The sequence below is a fragment of the Xanthomonas sp. LMG 8993 genome, assembly GCF_009835065.2.
Taxonomy (GTDB): domain Bacteria; phylum Pseudomonadota; class Gammaproteobacteria; order Xanthomonadales; family Xanthomonadaceae; genus Xanthomonas; species Xanthomonas arboricola.
Map to the genome: position 1 here is coordinate 657,296 of NZ_QVIF02000002.1, position 19,189 is coordinate 676,484.

Consider the following 19,189-nt stretch of genomic DNA (forward strand, 5'->3'; position numbering starts at 1 on the left):
CGCGGACAGTAGTCGTAGGTGCCACTCATACTGCGATTGCTCGGCGCCATCCGCATCGGCTTGACGACCGCTCGCTACGTTCCGTTAGCCACTCCGAGCCGTGTCGCTGTGAGGTCGGAAGGGCACTGCAATCGCGCATTTGCATTAACTTCGATACGAATTTCAATGCGCAGTCGCCAGATGGTGGATGCGTGGTTGTCGATAAAGTTTCTGATGCTGAAAAGTATCCGTCTGGAAGGTAAGTAATTTTTGATATGCCTTTTAAGGCATGCTTTTGTGATCCGCGCTTCTGCCGGTAACTGTGCCATTCAACGCTGGCAATCAGTCGCTGCCGTCGTGATCGCAGCGCTACTGCAGCTCCGCACATTTCTTCGTCATGCTGCCGCAGCAGTGCAATGCGCAACGGTCGGGTGGTAGACGTCGGAAAGCGTCATTCCCTGGATCGGAGAATGCGTTGCAGTTAGTCACTCCGCGCGCACAGTTACCTCTTTAGGCTGGCGCATCCCCAATATGCACACCACGTCGCCATGACCGAATTACTTGATCACTACGACGACGTCTCTGGCGACGCAGCTCGATTGCCGTCGCCTTTTGTTGCCGGTCATCTCGGCCAGGTCCGGAGCAGTGCGCTCGTCGATGTGTGCCCGATCTTGCGTACGTCGCGCCATCGTTCGCCGCGCGCCCTGGCATCGGACGCATGAGCAGCGATCACGTTGCGCTGCTGCTCGCCGCGGGTGCAGGACGTCGGCTAGGGCGTTCCAAACAATTGCTGTTGCGCGACGGCGAACCGTTGTTGCGGCGTTTCGCACGCATCGCGCTACAGACGGCGCCGCGCCGCTGCGTGGTGGTGCTGGGCGCCGATGCCGATGCGTTGAGCGACGTCCTGCAAGGCCTGGAGGTGGAAGTGCTACGTCATGCCGACTGGGCCGCCGGCATGGGCTCCAGCCTGGCGGCGCTGCGCCAGCATGTGCAGGACGATACGTCGCTGAGGCGCAGCCTGATCCTGGGCTGCGACCAGCCCGCGCTGGATACGCCGCATCTGCGCGCCTTGCTGGAAGAAGCGGACCGGGCCGCATCCGGATGCGCCACCAGCGGGTACGCCGGTGTGCGTGGTATCCCGGCGGTGGTCACCCATGCGGCCTGGGCCGACGTGCCGCTCCACGGCGACAGCGGCCTGCGCGGATTGTTCGCCGGCCTGGACGTGCAGAGCTTGGGTTGCGTCAGCGCTCCGGCGCTCGCGCTGGACGTGGACACGCCCGCCGACCTGGCCGCAGCGCAACAGCGTGGCTGGGTGGATGCGGATTGAGACACCGTGACGGGTGCTTGACGCGCTATCCGGCAGCCTGGGGGCTAGGTTGTCTCACGACCACAGCACGAGCGCTTCCCTGATCACCAGGACATAGCCCACCACCATCGCGGTCTTGACCGGAAACTGGAACTTCCTGAGCAGATGCATGCGACCCCTCCCCCGAGGCATCTTCAAGAGCGACGAATTCCCCCGCGCCGTCTGCGCCCGTTGACGGCCAGCCGCGACGTCTGGTCGCCGCTCGAGCGCGAATTTAGCGCCAGCTTCGATCGGTGTCACGTAAGAATTTTCCTACCTTCATGCCAGTGTCCGCCCGACGGCGTTGGCATTAGCAAAAAGACATGCTGGCTATGCCGGACGCGGGGCCCTAGGCCACTCTCCCGCGGCCCCTTGAGTAAGGGCGCGCCGGCATCCCGAACGGGACCCCGGCACTCCCATCGCTGGTGGGCTGCGCCATTGCGCGCTGCCCACTTCCGTCGTTGCACCGCTGCATCTGCCGGCCGGAGGCCCTGATGGACGAGTCCCGTTATGTTGTGCGTATTCATCCCGAACAGGGCGGTTGGTGGGTGACCCGGCCGCAGTGGTCGCCGCTGCGTTATCTGCGCGAGCAGGGCGCGCTGGAAAATGCCGAATTGATGGCCAAGCTGCATTGCATGACCACCGGTCAGCCCAGCGGCGTGGTGTTGAAGACCGCCGAAGGCGAACGCGTGGTGCGTCGCTACGGCTGACCGAGCCGGCCGCTTGCAGGAAGCGCAAGGAAGACGCTGACGATCCTGCCCGGGCAGGGTGGCCGACCACATGCACCCGGCAATCCTAGCGCAGTGCGCCAGCCGGCGGCCTTGCAGTCACGCCGGGAGTCGCCTGCGGATCCAGTCGACTGGACACGACCGATCGGCCATTCTTGCTGCGATCCGCACCTTGGCGGCCCCTGTCGAGAATGTCGCCCCTAGTGAATGCCGCCGGTTCTGCCTTGATCCAAAACGATATCGTGGTCTTCGGCCTGATCGCCGCCACGCTGGGAGCAGTGTTCTGGACCTCCTCGCGCGAGCAGGGGATGTGGCGACGCTTCTACGCCGTGGTGCCGGCGCTGCTGCTGTGTTACCTGCTGCCGGGCATCTACAACACCATCGGCCTGATCGACGGTGCCACTACCCGCCTGTATAACCCTATCGCGCGCGACGTGCTGTTGCCGGCCGCGCTGATCCTGCTCACGCTGAGCATCGACCTGCGCGCCATCCTGGGGCTGGGGCCCAAGCTGGTCGCCATGTACCTGGGTGCGTCACTGAGCATCATGCTGGGCGCGGTGGTGGCGTTTTGGGTGATGGGCTGGGTGCATCCGGCCACGGTGGCCGGCGATACCTGGGCCGGCATGGCTGCGCTGGCGGGAAGCTGGATCGGCGGTGGGGCCAACATGCTGGCGATGCGCGAGGTGTTCGATGTGGATGCCACCACCTTCGGGCAGTTTGCAGTGGTGGATGTGGGCGTCGGTTATGTGTGGATGGCGGCGCTGATCTTCCTGGCCGGGCGCGCGCGCAGCATCGATGCGCGCAGCGGCGCCGATACCCGCGCGCTGGATGCGCTGCAGGAGCGCATGGCGCGGTTCCAGGCCGAACACGCGCGCATTCCCAGCCTGGCCGACCTGATGGTGATCGTGGCGGTGGCGTTCGGCGGGGTCGGGCTGGCGCACGCGCTGGCCAATCCGCTGGCCGCATGGTGCAAGGCCAATCTGCGCTGGTCCAGCCAGTTCAGCCTGGACACGCCGTTCGTGTGGGTGGTGGTGCTGGCGACCAGTATCGGCCTGCTGCTGAGCTTCACCCGTGCGCGCACGCTGGAAGGGGCCGGGGCCTCCAAGGTCGGTTCACTGCTGCTGTATTTCCTGATCGCCTGCATCGGCATGCAGATGGATCTGCTGGCGTTGCTGGATCGGCCCTGGCTGTTCCTGCTCGGGCTGATCTGGATCGCGGTGCATATCGGGTTGCTGTGGGGCCTGGGCCGCCTGTTGCGGGTGCCATTCTTCTATTTCGCGATCGGCTCGCAATCCAATATCGGTGGGCCGGCCTCGGCGCCGGTGGTGGCCGCCGCGTTCCACCCGGCCCTGGCGCCGGTTGGCGTGCTGCTGGGCACGATGGGCTACGCCACCGGCACGTACCTCGCCTATCTGGTCGGCATCACCTTGCGCGCGATGGCGGGAGCGGGCTGACCGACCGTCGCACGGTCGGGGGGCGTCGTCGTCGGGAAGGTGTGGCAGGACGTGCCGGGGGCGCGGTATCACGCATTGCCGCAGTGCCGGCTGTATCCCTTCGACGAGCACTTGGAGCTGTCGTCAGCCACCTCGAGGCGGGCACTGGCCAGCGCCAGTGCCCGGTCATGATTACTGCTGAAGGCCGCGCCGCTGCGCTTCCTGCTGCGTGCTTTGCTGCGACTGCTGCTGGTTGTGCTGCTGCAGCTGATCGACATTGCCGTGCGCCGGCTCGTTGGCCGCCGAGGCAGTCTGCACATGGCTACGCAGATGCGCCGGGTCGTCCATCCGGCCTTGCACCGCAATCAGGCTGTCGCCGTCGCGGTTGGGCACCAGGTGGTCGATCCGCTGCAGGCCGTCGCTGCTCGCACGCGCGGCCACGCTGGCGGCGGTGTTGAGAAACGCGGTGCCGTCACGCAGGCCCAGGCGTTCGCGCTGGCCGTCCAGGCGCACCACCGCGTCGTTGAACAACTGGCTGCCTGCACCTTGCGCCTGCCCGGGCGATTGCATCTCCTGTGCCTTCATCACCGAGTCCATGCCGTGCAGGTCCAGGCGATGCTTCAACATCATGCCCGGCACCAGGCGTCTCCCGAACGACAATGGGTCCGGCTCCGGCAGCTCGATCTGATGCCCGGCCGCATTGGGCATCGCCCATTTCAGCGGGATGCTGTCTTCCTGCAGATGGGTGAGGATCTCGTTCTTGACGTGGTAACCGCGGATCAACTCGCTGCTGGCGTAGTCCTTGGCTGCCGAGGCATCCAGGCCCTGGCGTTCCAGCGTGCGGTCGTTGACGCCGGCGGCGTTGTAGGTCACGGCGGGGATGTCGTTGACCATCGCCGACGCGGCCGCCAGGCCGCCGCCGAGCGAATGCCCCGAGATCACCACCTGGTCGCCGAACGCCTGCTTGGCCTGGCTGCCGAGCTGGATGGCAGACGCGTATTGCGCGTCGTCGAAGCCCAGGCCCTGGCCAAGATTGTGCTTCCAGTCCTTGCCTTCGTCGGTGCCGCAGAAGCCGAGTACCACCTGGCCCTGTTCGTTGCGGTAGAACGCGGCATCGAAGCCGCTCTTGGCATCGTGCAGCAGGCCGGGGTCGATGCCCGCCCGTTGCAGCGTGCTGTCGTCCATGCGCGTCCAGCCGTTGGGCAGCGGCGCAAAGGTTTCGGCGCCGCCTTCGCGTCGCTGCGAGGCAGTGGCATAGAGGTCTTGCAGCAGCGCGGGGAACTGGCGGTCTTCCGACTGCGGTTGCTGTCCACGCATCGACTCAGCGAATGGGGTGGACGAGGAATTTGACGGGCTCATGCGCGGCTCCTTGCGTTCGTCGTGCGAAAAGCCCGCTTAGCGGCTGCTTTCCACGGGAATGTTGTGGGCGCTCAACCATGCGCGCACGTCCGACCTGGTCTTCTGGCCGGCGGCATTGAGCAGGCGGTCCGGGGTGGTGAAGAAATACGCCTGGAAGGTCTTCTGTTGCGCGTTGCGCAGCGTGGGATCCACCCCGGCCTCGAGCAATTGCAGCACTGCCGGGCTTGCCGCGCCGCTTTGTGCGGCCAGGTGCAGCACGCTGTTGCCGGTATTGTCGACGCGCTGTACATCGGCGCCTGCTTCGATCAACAACGCGGTCTGCGCATCGCGCTTGCTCTGCACGGCGCGGAACAATGGCGTCCACCCGGCGCGCGCGCTGACCACATCGACCGGCGCCTTGTGCTGCAACAGGATGTTCAGATATTCCGCATCCTTCGCCATGGCCGCCATATGCACGACCGTTTCCTGGTCCATGCCCGGCAACGACGGATCTGCGCCGGCATCGAGCAATGCCGCAAGGGCACGGGGTTGTTCGTTCCAGATCGCCCACTCGAGCAAGGTGACGTTCTGGTCGCCGTGTGCGGCGAGATCGACTGTCGGTGCGAGTGTGCGGATTCGGGCGACATCACCGTGCGCGATGGCGTTGGCGATATCGGTCAGGCCGGGGTCGCGGAAGGCGACGGTGTGGTCCTGCAGCGTAGCTGACATGGTGGTTTGCTCCTTGGCACCGGGCGAGGCGGTGCATGAGACCGCGAAAAACGAGGTCGCAAGAACGAGCAGGGTGGGGAATCGCGTCTGCATCGAAATCTCCTTCTCCTGATCGCATTCCTGGTGGCACTGCGGTGTGTCCTTCCGCAGCCGGGCCGATCCTACCAGCTGCCTGGACGACGCGCGGTAAGATTTTGTGACATGCCGGCGCCGCAGGTTTCGCTGGTCGAGGCCGTTTGTCGTCGTGGTGTCGGCATGGTGCCGATGCATCACGATGGGCCTCACGCGCGCATGCACTCCGCCACAGCCAACGGTCACAACGCGGCCGGCATAATGGTGTTTTGCGAGCAGATGGGTGCAATGGTCTACGAATTACTGATCAGCGATTGCGATGGCGTGCTTGTCGACAGCGAAATATTGGCCGACCGGGTGATGCGCGAGGCGCTGGCGGCCTTCGTGCCGGCCGAGGCGTTGGAGCAGTTGCTCGGCACAACGTTCGGGCAGACCACGCGCGAGGTATTGCTACGCGTGCAGGAACACTTCGCAGTAAGGCTGCCGGAGACCTTGCTGGCACAGATCCAGGCGCGCAGCGAAGCCTTGATCAAGGCCGAGGTACAGCCGATTGCCGGCGTGCGTGACGCGTTGGAGCAGATTCCGTTGCCGCTGGCGGTGGCTTCCAACAGCCGCCGCCACAATGTGATCGCCTCGGTCGAGCGGGTAGGGCTCACCGCACGCGCGGCGGGGCACATCTTCAGTGCCGACATGGTGGAGCGGCCCAAGCCGGCGCCGGATGTCTATCTGTTGGCCGCACGCACCCTGGGCGTTGCGCCGGAGCGCTGCCTGGTGATCGAAGACAGCCCCACCGGTGCCACTGCCGCATTGGCGGCCGGCATGCAGGTGCTGGGGTTTACCGGCGCCAGCCATATTCCGCAGGGGCACGCCGATACCTTGCGTCGCATCGGTGTGCTGGCGGTGTTCGACGATATGCGCGAGCTGCCTGCGTTGTTCGAGCGGCTGGCGCAAAAACGCGCTGGCTGAGAGCTGCCGGCAGTACGTCTTGGATGCAGTGTCGATGGTGGCGAAATCGCAGCCCTCTCATTCTGCAACCGACCGGGCCAGACCGTGCAGTCGACCTGCAATGACAGAGGGGTGGTGAGACGCTGGTCGACGCACACCGATCCGACCAACGCACCTCATGCACTGCTTGCAACCACGCACACCGACTCTCTCGACGGGGCCTTGCCCGCCCACCGTCGCGGGACCTTACGCGGCATGGATGCCGCGTAAGAGCCTACAAGGACGTACTTGCGGCGTGTCCCGCGAGGGTGGGCGGGCAAGGGCCCTGCAGCCAAGCCACAGACACACGCTCTACAACTGATCCATGCGCAAAGCCGTATATCAGCCGCTCTACCTTGCGACATGTCCCGCGATGGTGAGCGGGCAAGAATCCTGCCACCAACCCCAAGCCATCAACGCAACAGGGCGCGATTCGCATCGCGCCCTGTTGCGTTCCGACTCGCCACCTATCCGATCATCCGGTCAGCAGCAGCGAAACCCGCTCTTGCCGCCGTAACGCGCGTCCTGGCGCTCGCGGAAGAAGGTGGGGTAGTCCATCACCGGTTTGTCGGGGTGTTTTTCCAGCATGTGGCGCACGTAGTTGTCGTAATCGGGAATGCCGCAGCACAGACGTGCGGTCTGGATCAGGCGCCGCCAGATGCGGCGATGCACCTGGTATTGGCTGGCGAGAACGAGTTGGGTGCCCATTACAGATCCGCCATCTGGTGTGGCTGCAAGGCCACGTACGGGGTTTCGCGGTCGCTACGCTGCGGATTGCGGCGCGCAATCACGATGGTCTTGATCGCGTAGATCAGGATCGAACCCACCACGAACAGGAACAGCACGGTCAGCCCGGTATTGACGTAGGCATTGGTGACGATCTGCTGCATCTGCGCCACCGTCTTGGCCGGCGCGGTGATGGTGTTGCTGGCGATGGCGTCCTGGTACTTGTGCGCCTGCGCCAGGAAGCCCTGCGCCGGGTTGCTGTCGAAGATCTTGATCAGCCCCGCATAGGTGGTGCAGATCAGCAGCCACACCGCCGGCACCAGGGTGACCCAGGCGTAGCGGTCGCGCTTCATCTTGAACAGCACCACCGTGCCCAGCATCAGTGCGATCCCGGCCAGCATCTGGTTGGAGATGCCGAACAACGGCCACAGGGTCTGGATGCCACCGAACGGATCGATCACGCCGGTGTACAGCAGGTAGCCCCACAACGCCACGCAACCGGCGGTGGCGATGATGTTGGCGGCCCACGATTCGGTCTTCTTCAGCGCCGGGATGAAGTTGCCCAGCAGGTCCTGCAGCATGAAGCGGCCCGCACGCGTCCCGGCGTCCACGGCGGTCAGGATGAACAGCGCTTCGAACAGGATCGCGAAGTGGTACCAGAATGCCATGGTGTCTTCGCCCGGCAGCAGCTGGTGCAGGATCTGCGCGATGCCCACCGCCAGGGTGGGCGCACCACCGGCGCGTGCCAGGATGCTGTGCTCGCCGATGTCGCGCGCCGTGGCTTCCAGCACCTCCGGCGTGATCGCAAAGCCCCATTCGGACACCTTGGCCGCCACCGCCACCGTGTCGCTGCCGACCAGCGAAGCGGGGCTGTTCATGGCGAAGTAGATGCCCGGCTCGATGATCGATGCGGCTACCAGCGCCATCACCGCCACGAACGATTCCATCAACATGCCGCCGTAGCCGATGTAGCGCATGTGGCCTTCATTGGCGAGCAGCTTGGGGGTGGTGCCCGAAGCAATCAGCGCATGGAAACCGGAAACCGCGCCGCAGGCGATGGTGATGAACAGGAACGGGAAGATGCCGCCCTTCCAGACCGGACCGTCGCCGGTGGAAGCGAACTGGGTCAGTGCCGGCATCTTCAGATCCGGCATGACCACCAGGATGCCGATCGCCAGCGCCAGGATCGTGCCGATCTTGAGGAAGGTGGACAGGTAATCGCGCGGCGCCAGCAGCAGCCATACCGGCAACACCGACGCCACGAAACCGTAGCCGATCAGCATCCAGGTGATCTGCTTGGCGGTGAAGGTGAATGCCGGGCCCCAGCTCGGATCCGCCGCGACCTTGCCGCCCAGCCAGATCGCGCCCAGCAGCAGGATCAGGCCGACCACCGAGATCTCGCCAATCTTGCCGACCCGGATGTAGCGCATGTACACGCCCATCATCAGCGCGATCGGCATCGTGGCGATGACGGTGAACATGCCCCACGGGCTTTCCGCCAGCGCCTTGACCACCACCATCGCCAGCACCGCCAGGATGATGATCATGATCAGGAAGGCGCCGAACAAGGCGATGGTGCCGGGCACCTGGCCCATTTCCTCGCGCACCAGATCGCCCAGCGAACGGCCGTTGCGGCGGCTGGACAGGAACAGCACCACGAAGTCCTGCACCGCGCCGGCGAACACCACGCCGACCACCAGCCACAGCAGGCCGGGCAGGTAGCCCATCTGTGCGGCAAGCACCGGGCCGACCAGGGGCCCGGCACCGGCGATCGCGGCGAAATGATGGCCGAACAGCACGTGCTTGTTGGTGGGCACGTAGTCCAGGCCGTCGTTGTTGGCCACCGCGGGCGTGGCGCGGGTGACGTCCAGCTGCATCACCTTGTCGGCGATGAACAGGCTGTAGAACCGGTAGGCGATCAGATAGATCGACACCGCCGCCACCACGATCCACAACGCGTTGATGTGTTCGCCGCGGCGTAGCGCCACGGTGCCCAGACAGAACGCGGCCAGCAGCGCCAGCGCGCCCCAGGCCAGCTTCGAGAACCCTTTCATGCATGCCCCTCAGGAACGATTCACCCAAGGGTCACCCTCTGCCCGCCCGGGGTCAATGGCGCCGTTCCGGGCCGGGGTAAAACTTTAGTTGTAGAGCGTCGTGGCGCCGCCTGCCGGATCGCGCGGCGGTGCCGGCGGGTTTTGGAACGATCGGTTGCGCCGGTCGCGGTTGGGCCGCGTGCCGGCTGCATCCATTATTCGAGCCAGTCATTCACGCAGGGAGAGGTCGATGAGCACCACCACCACCGCAGCGGCGCACGTGCTGCGCACCATCCGTGGCATGCCCGCCTCCGACGGTGCCGGAGTCAAGCTGACCCGCGTGATCGGCACCCAGCAGCTGCCGGACCTGGACCCGTTCCTGATGCTGGACGAGTTCGGCACCGACAAGGCCGAAGACTATCTGGCCGGGTTTCCCAGCCATCCGCACCGCGGCTTCGAGACGGTGACCTACATGCTGGACGGGCGCATGCGCCACAAGGACAACCACGGCAACGAGGGGCTGCTGACCCCGGGCAGCGTGCAGTGGATGACCGCCGGGCGCGGGCTGATCCATTCGGAAATGCCCGAGCAGGAATCCGGGCGCATGCGCGGCTTCCAGCTGTGGGTGAACCTGCCGGCGCGCGACAAGATGACCGAGCCCAAATACCAGGAGTACGCCCCGGAACGCATTCCGGTCGCCCAGCCGGCGCCTGGCGTCACGGTCAAGGTGATCGCCGGCGCGGTGGGCGAGGTGCGTGGCCCGATCGTGCAACCGGCCACCGAACCGGTGTACCTGGATATCGCACTGGCACCAGATGCGGCCTGGGACTATGTAATGCCCAGCGGCCACAACGCGTTTGCCTACGCATTCGAAGGCGCGGTGACGGTGGGCGAGGGCAATGCCGCGCGTGTGCTGCCGGCGCAGCAACTGGCGGTGCTCGGTGGCGGCGAGCGCCTGACGCTGCGGGCCGGTGCAGACGGTGCGCAGCTGATCCTGGTGGCGGGCCGCCCGCTCAACGAGCCGGTGATGCGGCACGGCCCGTTCGTGATGAACACCAAGCAGGAACTGATGCAGGCCTTCGTCGATTTCCAGGAAGGCCGGTTTTGAGCCGGCGCGCTACAGCCACCGCGGGGTTAGCGGCATGAGTGACCGGCCCGTCAGTGTCAGCACCGGCGCGGTGCCGTACACCGTGAGCATCCATGATGGTCGGCATAGCTGGAGCGGCGACACCCAGCCGGCCAATGGCGGCGCCGACGCCGGGCCGGATCCGGAGTCGCAGGTGCTGGGCGCCCTGGGTGCCTGCACCGCGATCACGGTGTCGATGGTGGCCGCGCGCAAGCAGTGGCCGTTGACGGCGGTGCATGTGCATCTGCATTACACCCAGCGCGGCGCTGCGGGCACGCGGATCACGCGGCAGGTCGAGCTGGAAGGCACGCTGGACGATGCGCAGCGTGCGCGCCTGCTGGAGGTGGCCGACAAGTGCCCGATCCATCGCCTGCTCACCGGCGAGGTGCGGATCGAGACAGCATTGCAGGGCGACGGCGACGGCGACGCGTCAGCTGCGGCGGCAGGCGTCTGAAGCGCAGGCGAGCCGCATGCGGGTGCTCCGCCGGCTCGCCTGAAAGACCGCGTCAGGCGAGCCGGCCCTGGCGCGTCACGACCGCTTGCCTCAGCGCTGCAGTGCCAGGCTGGCCGGCTGCAGGTCCATGTTCTGCACCAGCGACTGCATCGAGGCCAGTTCCTCGCTGTTGGCGCCGTCGATCCATAGCTGCGCGTAGCGCTTCTTGCCCAGCTCGACCACGGTGACGCGGCGCGACTCCATGCCCGGCAGCTCGCGGCCGCCCAGGTCGAGCTTGTACCAGTAGAACTCCTCCTGCTGGATCTGGCCTTTCTCCGCGCGTCGGTCGCGCGCCAGCGTCATCGCCGGGTCGCGGGTGGTCAGCATCACCCCGACCACCTGGCGACCGTCGGCAGTCATGGCCTTGCAGACCAGATAGTCCGCGCCTGCAAGCTCGCTCCACTGCAGCCCGGAGGCTGGCGGTAGCGGCGGGCAGACCGGTGAGGTTTGGGCGTGAACGGTGGCGGCGGCCAGCAACAGGCTCAGGCCGACAAGGCAGGATGCGGACTTCATTCAAGTGTTCCCCGGCGTTGGATGTCTGCGCAGGGACAGCGTCGTCGCGCGTGTCGCCGCATCAGCCCCGTGCGCTCCCCGCCCGGCTGTGCCCGCACGCAACCTGTCCCCAACCTATGGGGACATCACTACCACAGGTGTGGCTGCAAGCTCAAGCGCAATTCGCAGGCTGGGCTGCAATCGGTCGTGCACACCGGCACTTCCGTTTCGAGACCTGGGTGGGTTGCGCGGCGCTCGCGCGACAGCCTGCGGTCAGGGGTAGTTGACCGGTTTGGGGGCCGGGGTTTCCGGCAGCGGAATGAATTCCTTGTCGTCGCCGGGAATGCTGCCGAAGCGACCGGCCTGCCAGTCGTCCTTGGCCTGCTCGATGCGCTCCTTGGAGCTGGAGACGAAGTTCCACCACAGGTGGCGCGGGCCATCCAGCGGCTCGCCGCCGAGCAGCATCGCCTTGAGCGGCGTCCTGGCGCGCAGGCGTCCGCGGCTGCCGGGCGAGGGCACGATCAGGTGGCGCGCGGGCACGTCGGCGCCATCCAGCTGCGCCTCGCCTTCCAGGATGTAGAGCGCACGTTCGGCATGGCCGGTGTCCAGGTCGATCTCCGCATCCGGCTGCAGATCCAGCGCGACATTGAGCGTGCCGCTGAACACCTGCACCGGCGATTCCTCGCCGTACGCACGGCCGGCGATCACGCGTAGCCAGACGCCATCGCGGCGTTGCTGCGGCAGGCTGGCGGCGGCGTGGTGATGGAAGGCGGGCGCAGTTTCTTCGGCCGAGCGCGGCAGTGCGATCCAGGTCTGCATGCCGTGCAGCGCATGCGTGCGGGCGCGCTCGGGGCCGGGCGTGCGTTCGGAGTGGGCGATACCGCGGCCGGCAGTCATCCAGTTGACGTCGCCGGGGCGGATCACCTGGTCCGAGCCCAAGGTGTCGCGGTGGCCGATCTCGCCGGACCACAGGAAGGTGACCGTGGCCAGGCCGATATGCGGATGCGGACGCACGTCGATGCCGTGATCCGGCTCCAGCACCGCCGGGCCCATATGGTCGACGAACACGAACGGGCCGACGCTGCGCGCCTGCAGCGTGGGCACGGCGCGGCGGACTTCCAGCCCGCCGATGTCGTGCACGCGGGGAGCGATCAAGGTGGTCATGGCGGCGGCTCGCGGTGGCTGGAGTGGTCGCCAGCTTTGCATGCGCGCACGTGGCCGGGCGAGCGCTCCACCAAGACAGATCGTCCCGGAGGCAGTGTCACGTACGAGGCGGGCGACGTGTTTTCAAGGGCGAGCGGCGCATGCCGCGCGATGGCAGTCGAGCCGCGTGCAGCGATGTGCTGCATTGATGGGAGGAATGAAATCTTTCGCGACGATGACGTGCCTTGTCGCAGCAAGCATCATCGCTCGATTGCGAAAGAGTTCGCGCCGGTATCGCTAGCGCCGATGCGCGCCGTGCCTGAATGCCGCGCGTTGGAACGTCGTTGCATGGCGCGCTGGCGGCCAGCGCGGGCGCGCCGAGCTCGTTCGTCGCGGACGACGGCTGCAGGCACGCAGCAGGTCGATCGCGATTGACCGTCGCGCGCTAGAACAGTTGTGCGGGCGCCGTGGTGTCCAGGGCGATCTCGCCGCGCCGCGAGGCCAGCCGATCGGCCAGGCGCGTGGGCTCGGGCAGGCGATAGGCGCGCAGGGTACGCAGCGTCCAGTCAAGCGCGCCCTGCATCGAGACGCGATGGCCCGGCGAGACGATCAGCGGATTGCAGCGCAGCTTGCTGCGCAGCGCCCAGCCGATCTGCGTGCCGCCCAGCAGGATCGGGCTGTGGTCGCCGCGCTCGGGTCCCGGCTCGACGAAGCTGCCTGCCAGGCGTTGCTTGGCCACGCCGATGCTGGGCAAGCCGGTCACCACGCCAAAGTGCGCAGCGATGCCGAGCTTGCGCGGATGCGCGATGCCCTGGCCGTCGATGAAGACCAGATCGGGCGGGCGCGAGAGCAGTGCCAGCGCCTGCAGCAAGGCCGGCAGCTCGCGAAAGCTGAGCAGCCCCGGTACGTACGGCATCGAGGTGGGCACGCGCGCGACATGCGTTTCCAGCGGCAGCAGCGTGTCTGCATCCAGCAGCACCGCGGCCGCACGCGTGGTCTGGCCGTCGTCTTCGAAGCCGACGTCGAAGCCGGCGAGCAGCTGCGGTGTTGCGCCGGCCTGGTCCTGCAGCACCACGCGGTGTGCCAGTTGCTGTTGCAACTGTCGCGCCTGGATGACGCTGCCATCCCAACCGGCAAAGACGGGATCGATCGTTTGCATGGCTGCAGCATCGCGCGCCGGGCGTGGCGGTGTCGTGCACGCCTGCGATGCGCTGGCTGCCGTTACAATCGCAGGCTGATCGGCCCCCAATCGGAGAACCGTAGTGACCCGCAAACTCGTACTGCTGCGCCATGGCCAGAGCCAATGGAACCTGGACAACCGTTTCACCGGCTGGGTGGATGTGGAACTCACCGAGCAAGGCCGCCAGGAAGCCGCTGCGGCCGGCAAGCTGATGAAGGACGAAGGCCTGCAGTTCGATGTGGCGCACACCTCGGTGCTCAAGCGCGCCATCCACACGCTACAGGGCGCGTTGAAGGAACTCGACCAGGACTGGTTGCCGGTGTCCAAGAGCTGGCGCCTCAACGAGCGCCACTACGGCGGCCTGCAGGGGCTGGACAAGGCCGAGACGGCAGCCAAGCACGGCGAAGAACAGGTCAAGATCTGGCGCCGTTCCTACGACATCCCGCCGCCGGCGATGGACGTCAACGATCCGGGGCATCCGTGTCACGACCGTCGCTACGCCACGCTGGACCGCAATGCGTTGCCGGGTACCGAGTCGCTGGCGACCACGCTGGTGCGCGTGCTGCCGTACTGGCACGACGCGATCGCACCGCAGTTGAAGGCCGGGCAGACCGTGCTGGTGACTGCGCACGGCAACTCGCTGCGTGCGCTGTACAAATACCTCAACGATGTCTCCAACGAGCAGATCCTGGAGCTCAACATCCCGACCGGCATCCCGTTGCTGTTCGAGCTGGACGACAACCTGCAGGTGCAAAGCTTCCGCTATCTGGGCGACCCGGAAGCGGCCAAACGTGCCGCCGAAGCGGTGGCCAACCAGGGCAAGGCGAAGTAATCGCCGCATCCGCCGGCTGCGCTGCGTGCATGGCGCGCAGCGTGGCGTGGGTTTCGCAACGCGCGTTTGAACGAGGCGTGCGGGTTTGACACGCAGGCGGCGCCTGTTCGCGGATCGAACGGGTACCGCAGGGCAGCATGCGTGTGTTCTTGCAGGGGAGACATGATGTCCAGCAAGCGTAATAGGCAACAGATGAGTGCCACCTACTGCCGCGCATATTTGGTCACGTTGGGTTGGCCGGTGGCAGCGCTGCGTTCGCGGTGCTGGCCTGGGGCAGCGTGTCCGCTTCGGCGATCGGCGTGGCGCTGCTGATCTGCGTCATGGGTGTGGCGCTGCTGATGTTCGGTTTCCTGGGGCCGTCGCGGCAGATGGAATCCTGGGCGGAGGCAGCGTCCGGGCATGAGGTCGCGCTGGTGCTGATGGCGCTGGCGTATCCGGTGTATCTGTTGATGGCGCCGGTGTACGCACGCAAATGATGGCAGTCGATGGCGCGCTGCTGCGCCGGACTGCTGGGTGGTTTCCGCGGCGGTAGATGGCGCTGGCACGCGCGTGCCCAGCTGACGCGCAGTGTCTTGTCGGTCGTTGTGCGTTCTTCGATAAGGCGCGGCACCGGACGTCAGGGCGTTGCGGTGCCGTTGCGATGATGGTGTGGTTGGTGTGTCTGCGCTGATTGCCTACTTTTTGACTGCGTCCGACGCGGTCGTCTGCCTTGGAGAATGGAAAGATGTTGAGCAAATTCGCGCCACTGTCGCTTGCGGTGGCCATCGCGGTGACGCTCTCGGCGTGTGGCAGTTCCGACGACAGCGCCAAGCCGGCACCGGCCGCAACGCCGGCCGCACCGACCAGGGTGGATGTGTCCAAGCTCGATGCACCGATCGTGGCCTTCGGCATCAACGATCTGGATCCGGCCATCAACGCGTGCCAGGACCTCAACGGCTTCGTCAACGCCAAGTGGCTCAAGGCCAATCCGGTGCCATCGGACCGCACCAGCTGGGGCAGTTTCGAAGTGCTGGCCGAGCGTTCGCTGACCATCCAGCACGCGCTGGTGGAGCAACTGGCGCGCGGCAACCTGTCGGCCGGCTCGGTGGATGCCAAGATCGCCGACCTGTGGCGCACCGGCTCGGACGAAGCGGCGATCGACAAGGCCGGCATCACGCCGCTGCAGCCGCAGCTGAAGGCGATCGATGCGCTGACCGATGCGCCGTCCATCGCCGCGTGGTTGCGCGACAGCTATGCCAAGGGCCAGGGCTTCGTGTTCTCGTTCGGCGCCAATGCCGACTACAAGAATTCCGAACAGATGATCGCCTACGCGGGCCAGGGCGGTCTGGGACTGCCGGAAAAGGGCTATTACACCGATCCGGCGCAGGCCAAGATCCGTGAGCAGTACGTGGCCTACATCGCGCGCGTGCTGGAATTGTCCGGCGTCGCGCCAGCGCAGGCGGCAACCCAGGCCAAGGCGGTGATGGCGTTCGAAACGCGCCTGGCCAATGCCTCGCTGTCGCGCATCGAACTGCGCGACCCGGCCAAGCGCTACAACCCGGTCGATGTGGCCGGCGCCAATGCGGTCACGCCGCATTTCGACTGGCAGGCGTTCTTCAGCGCGCTCAAGGTGCCGGCCGGGACCTTCTCGCTGAGCCAGCCGGGTTACTTCGCCGAGCTCGATGCGATGCTGGCCGACACGCCGGTGGACACCTGGAAGGCCTACCTGCGTTTCCACAGCGTGGATGAGGCAGCGCCGTATCTGGCCAAACCGTTCGAGCAGGCCAATTTCGATTTCTATGCCAAGACGCTGCGTGGCCAGCAGGACATGCTGCCGCGCTGGAAGCGCACCTTGAACGCGGTCAACGAGGCGATGGGCGAGGCCCTGGGCCAGTTGTACGTGCAGTCCGCGTTCCCGGCCGAGTCCAAGCAGCAGATGCAGCAACTGGTGCAGAACCTCTCGGCGGCGCTCAAGGCGCGGCTGGAAAAACTCGACTGGATGAGCGCGGAAACCAGGCAGCGCGCGCTGGAGAAGTGGGCCAGCTTCACGCCCAAGATCGGCTACCCGGATCAATGGCGCGACTGGTCGGGCCTGGAAACCCGTGGCGATGGCTTCCTGGCCAACATGCAGGCCGCGCAGGCGTTCAACTACCGCTACATGCTGGACAAGATCGGCAAGCCGGTCGACAAGCGCGAGTGGCATATGACCCCGCAGACGGTCAATGCGTACTACAACGCCACGCGCAACGAGATCGTGTTTCCGGCGGCGATCCTGCAGCCGCCATTCTTCGATCCCAAGGCCGACCCGGCGTTGAACTACGGCGGTATCGGCGCGGTGATCGGGCACGAGATGATGCATGGCTACGATGACTCGGGCAGCCAGTTCGATGCCAAGGGCAACTTCGATACCTGGTGGACCGATGCGGACCGCAAGCTGTTCACCCAGCGCACCGATCAGCTGGTGGCGCAGTTCGACGGCTATGAGGCGATTCCCGGCGTACATGTCAAAGGCAAGCTGACCCTGGGCGAGAACATCGGCGACCTGGGCGGTCTCACCGTGGCCTACGACGCGCTGCAGATGGCGTTGCAGGAACAACCCGACGCCGGCAAGGATATCGACGGTTATACCCAGGACCAGCGCTTCTTCATGAACTGGGCCACGGTGTGGCGCCGCAACTTCACCGACGGCGAACTGCGCGTGCGCCTGAACACCGATCCGCATGCGCCGGCCAATTTCCGCGCCAATGGCGCGCCGTCGAACATGCCGGCATTCGCGCAGGCATTCCAGTGCAAGCCCGGCGATGCGATGGTGCGTGGGGACAAGCAACGCGTTGCGATCTGGTGATCGGCGCAACTGCAGCACGTGCGGTTGCGACCGCGCGTGCTGCAAATGCCTTGTTTTGGCGGCTTTGTAGAGCCTGCTTGCGGCTGCGTCTGCACATCGGGCTGCCTGCGTAACGTCTAGACTGCCGCGCTTCGACCGGCGGGGAGCGGCAGTGACAAGGCGAAAGATCTTCAAGGCGATCGGGATCGGTGTGCTGATCCTGGTGCTGGGCAGCGTGCTGTCGTTGTACGGCTACGGGCGCTTTGCCGATCGTCAGCGCGGTGCGGTGAGCCATGCGCTGCCTGCCACGGCGATCGCCACGCCGATCGATCGGGTCGTCGCGCCGCTGCAGCAGGCACATGCCGGCCAGACCGGCATGGTGATCCTGCCCGACAACGTCGACGCGTTTGCGGTGCGCGCGCTGACCGCGCGTGCGGCCGGGCGTAGCCTGGATCTGCAGTACTACATCTGGCATGCGGACTTCACCGGCAACCTGCTGCACAACGAGCTGCTGCATGCGGCCGATCGCGGCGTACGCGTGCGCCTGCTGCTGGACGACATGAACATCCACGGCAGCGATTCGGTGCTGGCGGCGCTGGACAGCCACCCGCTGATCGAGATCCGGCTGTTCAATCCCACCCGTGCGCGCGAAGGCACGCTGATGCGCGGCGTGGAGATGGTGCTGCGCATGTTCAGCATCAATCGGCGCATGCACAACAAGGCCTGGATTGCCGATGGCCGGATGGCGGTGGTGGGTGGCCGCAATGTCGGCGACGAGTATTTCGATGCGGCGCGCGACACCAACTTCATGGACATGGATGCGGCATTGATGGGGCCGGCCGTGGGCCAGGCCGAGCAGGTCTTCGATGCGTACTGGAACAGCCCCAACGCCTTGCCGCTGGACGCGCTGGTGACCGCACGGCCGCAGGCACTGGATGCGTTGCGCGGCAGTCTGGACGCCGGCCTGGCATCGGCACGCGCGCATCCCTACGTGGAGCGGCTGCGCCAGTCGCCGAGCGTGCAGGCCCTGACGCAGGGCCAGCGCCAGGTGCACTGGCTGGAGCAGGCGCGCATCGTCTCCGACCCGCCGGAAAAGGCCGAAGGCGCACCACCGCAGGCGGACTGGATGACGCCAATCCTGATCGGCGAGATGGCGCGTGCGCAGCGCGAGCTGAAGGTGATCTCGCCGTACTTCGTGCCGGGCGAGGAAGGCATGCGCTGGATCGGCCAGTTGCGCCGGCGCAATGTGCGCGTCAGCGTGTTGACCAATTCGCTGGCGGCAAACGACGTGGTTGCCGTCCACAGCGGCTACGCCGGTTACCGCGTGCCCTTGCTCACCCAGGGCGTGCGCCTGTACGAGCTCAAGCCGATGGGCAAGCCGGACGGCAGCCTGTTCGGGTCCAGCGGGGCCAGCCTGCACACCAAGGCCTTCGTGGTGGACGACAGCAGCGGCTTCATCGGCTCGTTCAATCTGGATCCGCGCTCGATGAACCTCAATACCGAGATGGGCCTGCTGTTCAACGATCGCGCAGTGGCCGCGCAACTGGAACAGGTCTACAACCGCAAGATCGGTGCGCCGGTGAGTTACCGCGTGACCCTGGAGCAGGGCGAGTTGCGCTGGCACGACGATGCGGCGCAACCGCCCGAGGTGTGGTCGCAGGAGCCGGCAGCCAGCGTGTGGCGGCGTGGCGCGGCGACGGTGATGGGCTGGTTGCCGCTGGAGTCGCAGTTGTAGTTCCGCTGCGCGCGCGTG

Annotated in this window: 17 protein-coding genes and 1 pseudogene; 11 read left to right on the forward strand and 7 right to left on the reverse strand. The window is 66.1% G+C overall.

Features of this window, described 5'->3' with window-relative positions:
• Nucleotides 1–527 precede the first annotated feature (527 nt).
• From DYQ94_RS05965 to DYQ94_RS05980, 4 genes are all read left to right on the forward strand, one after another.
• The gene (locus tag DYQ94_RS05965; protein WP_164738895.1) at nt 528–701 is read left to right on the forward strand and encodes a hypothetical protein; all 174 of its coding nucleotides are present in this window, start codon (nt 528–530) and stop codon (nt 699–701) included.
• Nucleotides 698–1,306, forward strand: a complete 609-nt coding sequence (locus DYQ94_RS05970; RefSeq protein WP_126965888.1) for a nucleotidyltransferase family protein — start codon at nt 698–700, stop codon at nt 1,304–1,306. The genes DYQ94_RS05965 and DYQ94_RS05970 overlap by 4 nt, the downstream gene beginning before the upstream one ends.
• A gap of 512 nt (nt 1,307–1,818) precedes the next feature.
• Entirely contained in the window at nt 1,819–2,034 is a 216-nt protein-coding gene (locus tag DYQ94_RS05975; RefSeq protein ID WP_024939372.1) for a hypothetical protein, read from the forward strand.
• Between the two features lie 221 nt (nt 2,035–2,255).
• Nucleotides 2,256–3,506: a DUF819 family protein gene (locus tag DYQ94_RS05980; RefSeq protein ID WP_160954522.1), complete on the forward strand. Its 1,251-nt coding sequence runs from the start codon at nt 2,256–2,258 to the stop codon at nt 3,504–3,506.
• A gap of 171 nt (nt 3,507–3,677) precedes the next feature.
• On the opposite strand, the gene DYQ94_RS05985 is transcribed toward DYQ94_RS05980, so the two are convergent.
• Together DYQ94_RS05985 and DYQ94_RS05990 are read right to left on the reverse strand one after the other, a co-directional pair.
• Nucleotides 3,678–4,844: a Tle-like phospholipase domain-containing protein gene (locus DYQ94_RS05985; RefSeq protein WP_160954508.1), complete on the reverse strand. Its 1,167-nt coding sequence runs from the start codon at nt 4,842–4,844 to the stop codon at nt 3,678–3,680.
• A gap of 36 nt (nt 4,845–4,880) precedes the next feature.
• Nucleotides 4,881–5,645 (reverse strand): ankyrin repeat domain-containing protein, encoded by a 765-nt coding sequence (locus DYQ94_RS05990; protein WP_160954507.1) that lies wholly within the window; start codon nt 5,643–5,645, stop codon nt 4,881–4,883.
• Between the two features lie 240 nt (nt 5,646–5,885).
• Between DYQ94_RS05990 and DYQ94_RS05995 the strand changes: the two genes are divergently transcribed.
• Complete coding sequence (locus DYQ94_RS05995; protein WP_160954521.1) at nt 5,886–6,590, forward strand: HAD family hydrolase; 705 nt, start codon at nt 5,886–5,888, stop codon at nt 6,588–6,590.
• A 501-nt stretch (nt 6,591–7,091) separates the two neighbouring features.
• Here DYQ94_RS05995 and DYQ94_RS06000 read toward each other — a convergent pair.
• The gene (locus DYQ94_RS06000) at nt 7,092–7,316 is read right to left on the reverse strand and encodes a YbdD/YjiX family protein (RefSeq protein ID WP_016904074.1); all 225 of its coding nucleotides are present in this window, start codon (nt 7,314–7,316) and stop codon (nt 7,092–7,094) included.
• Entirely contained in the window at nt 7,316–9,388 is a 2,073-nt protein-coding gene (locus tag DYQ94_RS06005; protein ID WP_054592997.1) for a carbon starvation CstA family protein, read from the reverse strand. Before DYQ94_RS06005 ends, DYQ94_RS06000 begins: the two co-directional genes overlap by 1 nt.
• Before the next feature lie 229 nt (nt 9,389–9,617).
• On the opposite strand from DYQ94_RS06005, the gene DYQ94_RS06010 reads away from it, so the two are divergent.
• Complete coding sequence (locus DYQ94_RS06010; protein ID WP_126965890.1) at nt 9,618–10,475, forward strand: pirin family protein; 858 nt, start codon at nt 9,618–9,620, stop codon at nt 10,473–10,475.
• Between the two features lie 34 nt (nt 10,476–10,509).
• Complete coding sequence (locus DYQ94_RS06015) at nt 10,510–10,947, forward strand: OsmC family protein (RefSeq protein ID WP_104609055.1); 438 nt, start codon at nt 10,510–10,512, stop codon at nt 10,945–10,947.
• Between the two features lie 90 nt (nt 10,948–11,037).
• Here DYQ94_RS06015 and DYQ94_RS06020 read toward each other — a convergent pair whose 3' ends face one another.
• From DYQ94_RS06020 to nfi, 3 genes are all read right to left on the reverse strand, one after another.
• Nucleotides 11,038–11,499: a hypothetical protein gene (locus DYQ94_RS06020; protein ID WP_054592994.1), complete on the reverse strand. Its 462-nt coding sequence runs from the start codon at nt 11,497–11,499 to the stop codon at nt 11,038–11,040.
• Nucleotides 11,500–11,751: 252 nt separating this feature from the next.
• Nucleotides 11,752–12,642: a pirin family protein gene (locus DYQ94_RS06025; RefSeq protein WP_039519908.1), complete on the reverse strand. Its 891-nt coding sequence runs from the start codon at nt 12,640–12,642 to the stop codon at nt 11,752–11,754.
• A 424-nt stretch (nt 12,643–13,066) separates the two neighbouring features.
• Complete coding sequence (gene nfi, locus DYQ94_RS06030) at nt 13,067–13,780, reverse strand: deoxyribonuclease V (RefSeq protein WP_126965891.1); 714 nt, start codon at nt 13,778–13,780, stop codon at nt 13,067–13,069.
• A gap of 103 nt (nt 13,781–13,883) precedes the next feature.
• Between nfi and gpmA the strand changes: the two genes are divergently transcribed.
• The 4 genes and pseudogenes from gpmA (at nt 13,884) to DYQ94_RS06050 (ending at nt 19,171) form a co-directional block, all read left to right on the forward strand.
• Entirely contained in the window at nt 13,884–14,633 is a 750-nt protein-coding gene (gene gpmA, locus DYQ94_RS06035; protein ID WP_016904068.1) for a 2,3-diphosphoglycerate-dependent phosphoglycerate mutase, read from the forward strand.
• 165 nt (nt 14,634–14,798) lie between these two features.
• Nucleotides 14,799–15,109, forward strand: a pseudogene (locus DYQ94_RS06040) (hypothetical protein).
• A gap of 248 nt (nt 15,110–15,357) precedes the next feature.
• Nucleotides 15,358–17,457: a M13 family metallopeptidase gene (locus tag DYQ94_RS06045; RefSeq protein ID WP_104553973.1), complete on the forward strand. Its 2,100-nt coding sequence runs from the start codon at nt 15,358–15,360 to the stop codon at nt 17,455–17,457.
• 151 nt (nt 17,458–17,608) lie between these two features.
• Complete coding sequence (locus tag DYQ94_RS06050; RefSeq protein WP_126965892.1) at nt 17,609–19,171, forward strand: phospholipase D family protein; 1,563 nt, start codon at nt 17,609–17,611, stop codon at nt 19,169–19,171.
• Nucleotides 19,172–19,189 lie beyond the last annotated feature (18 nt).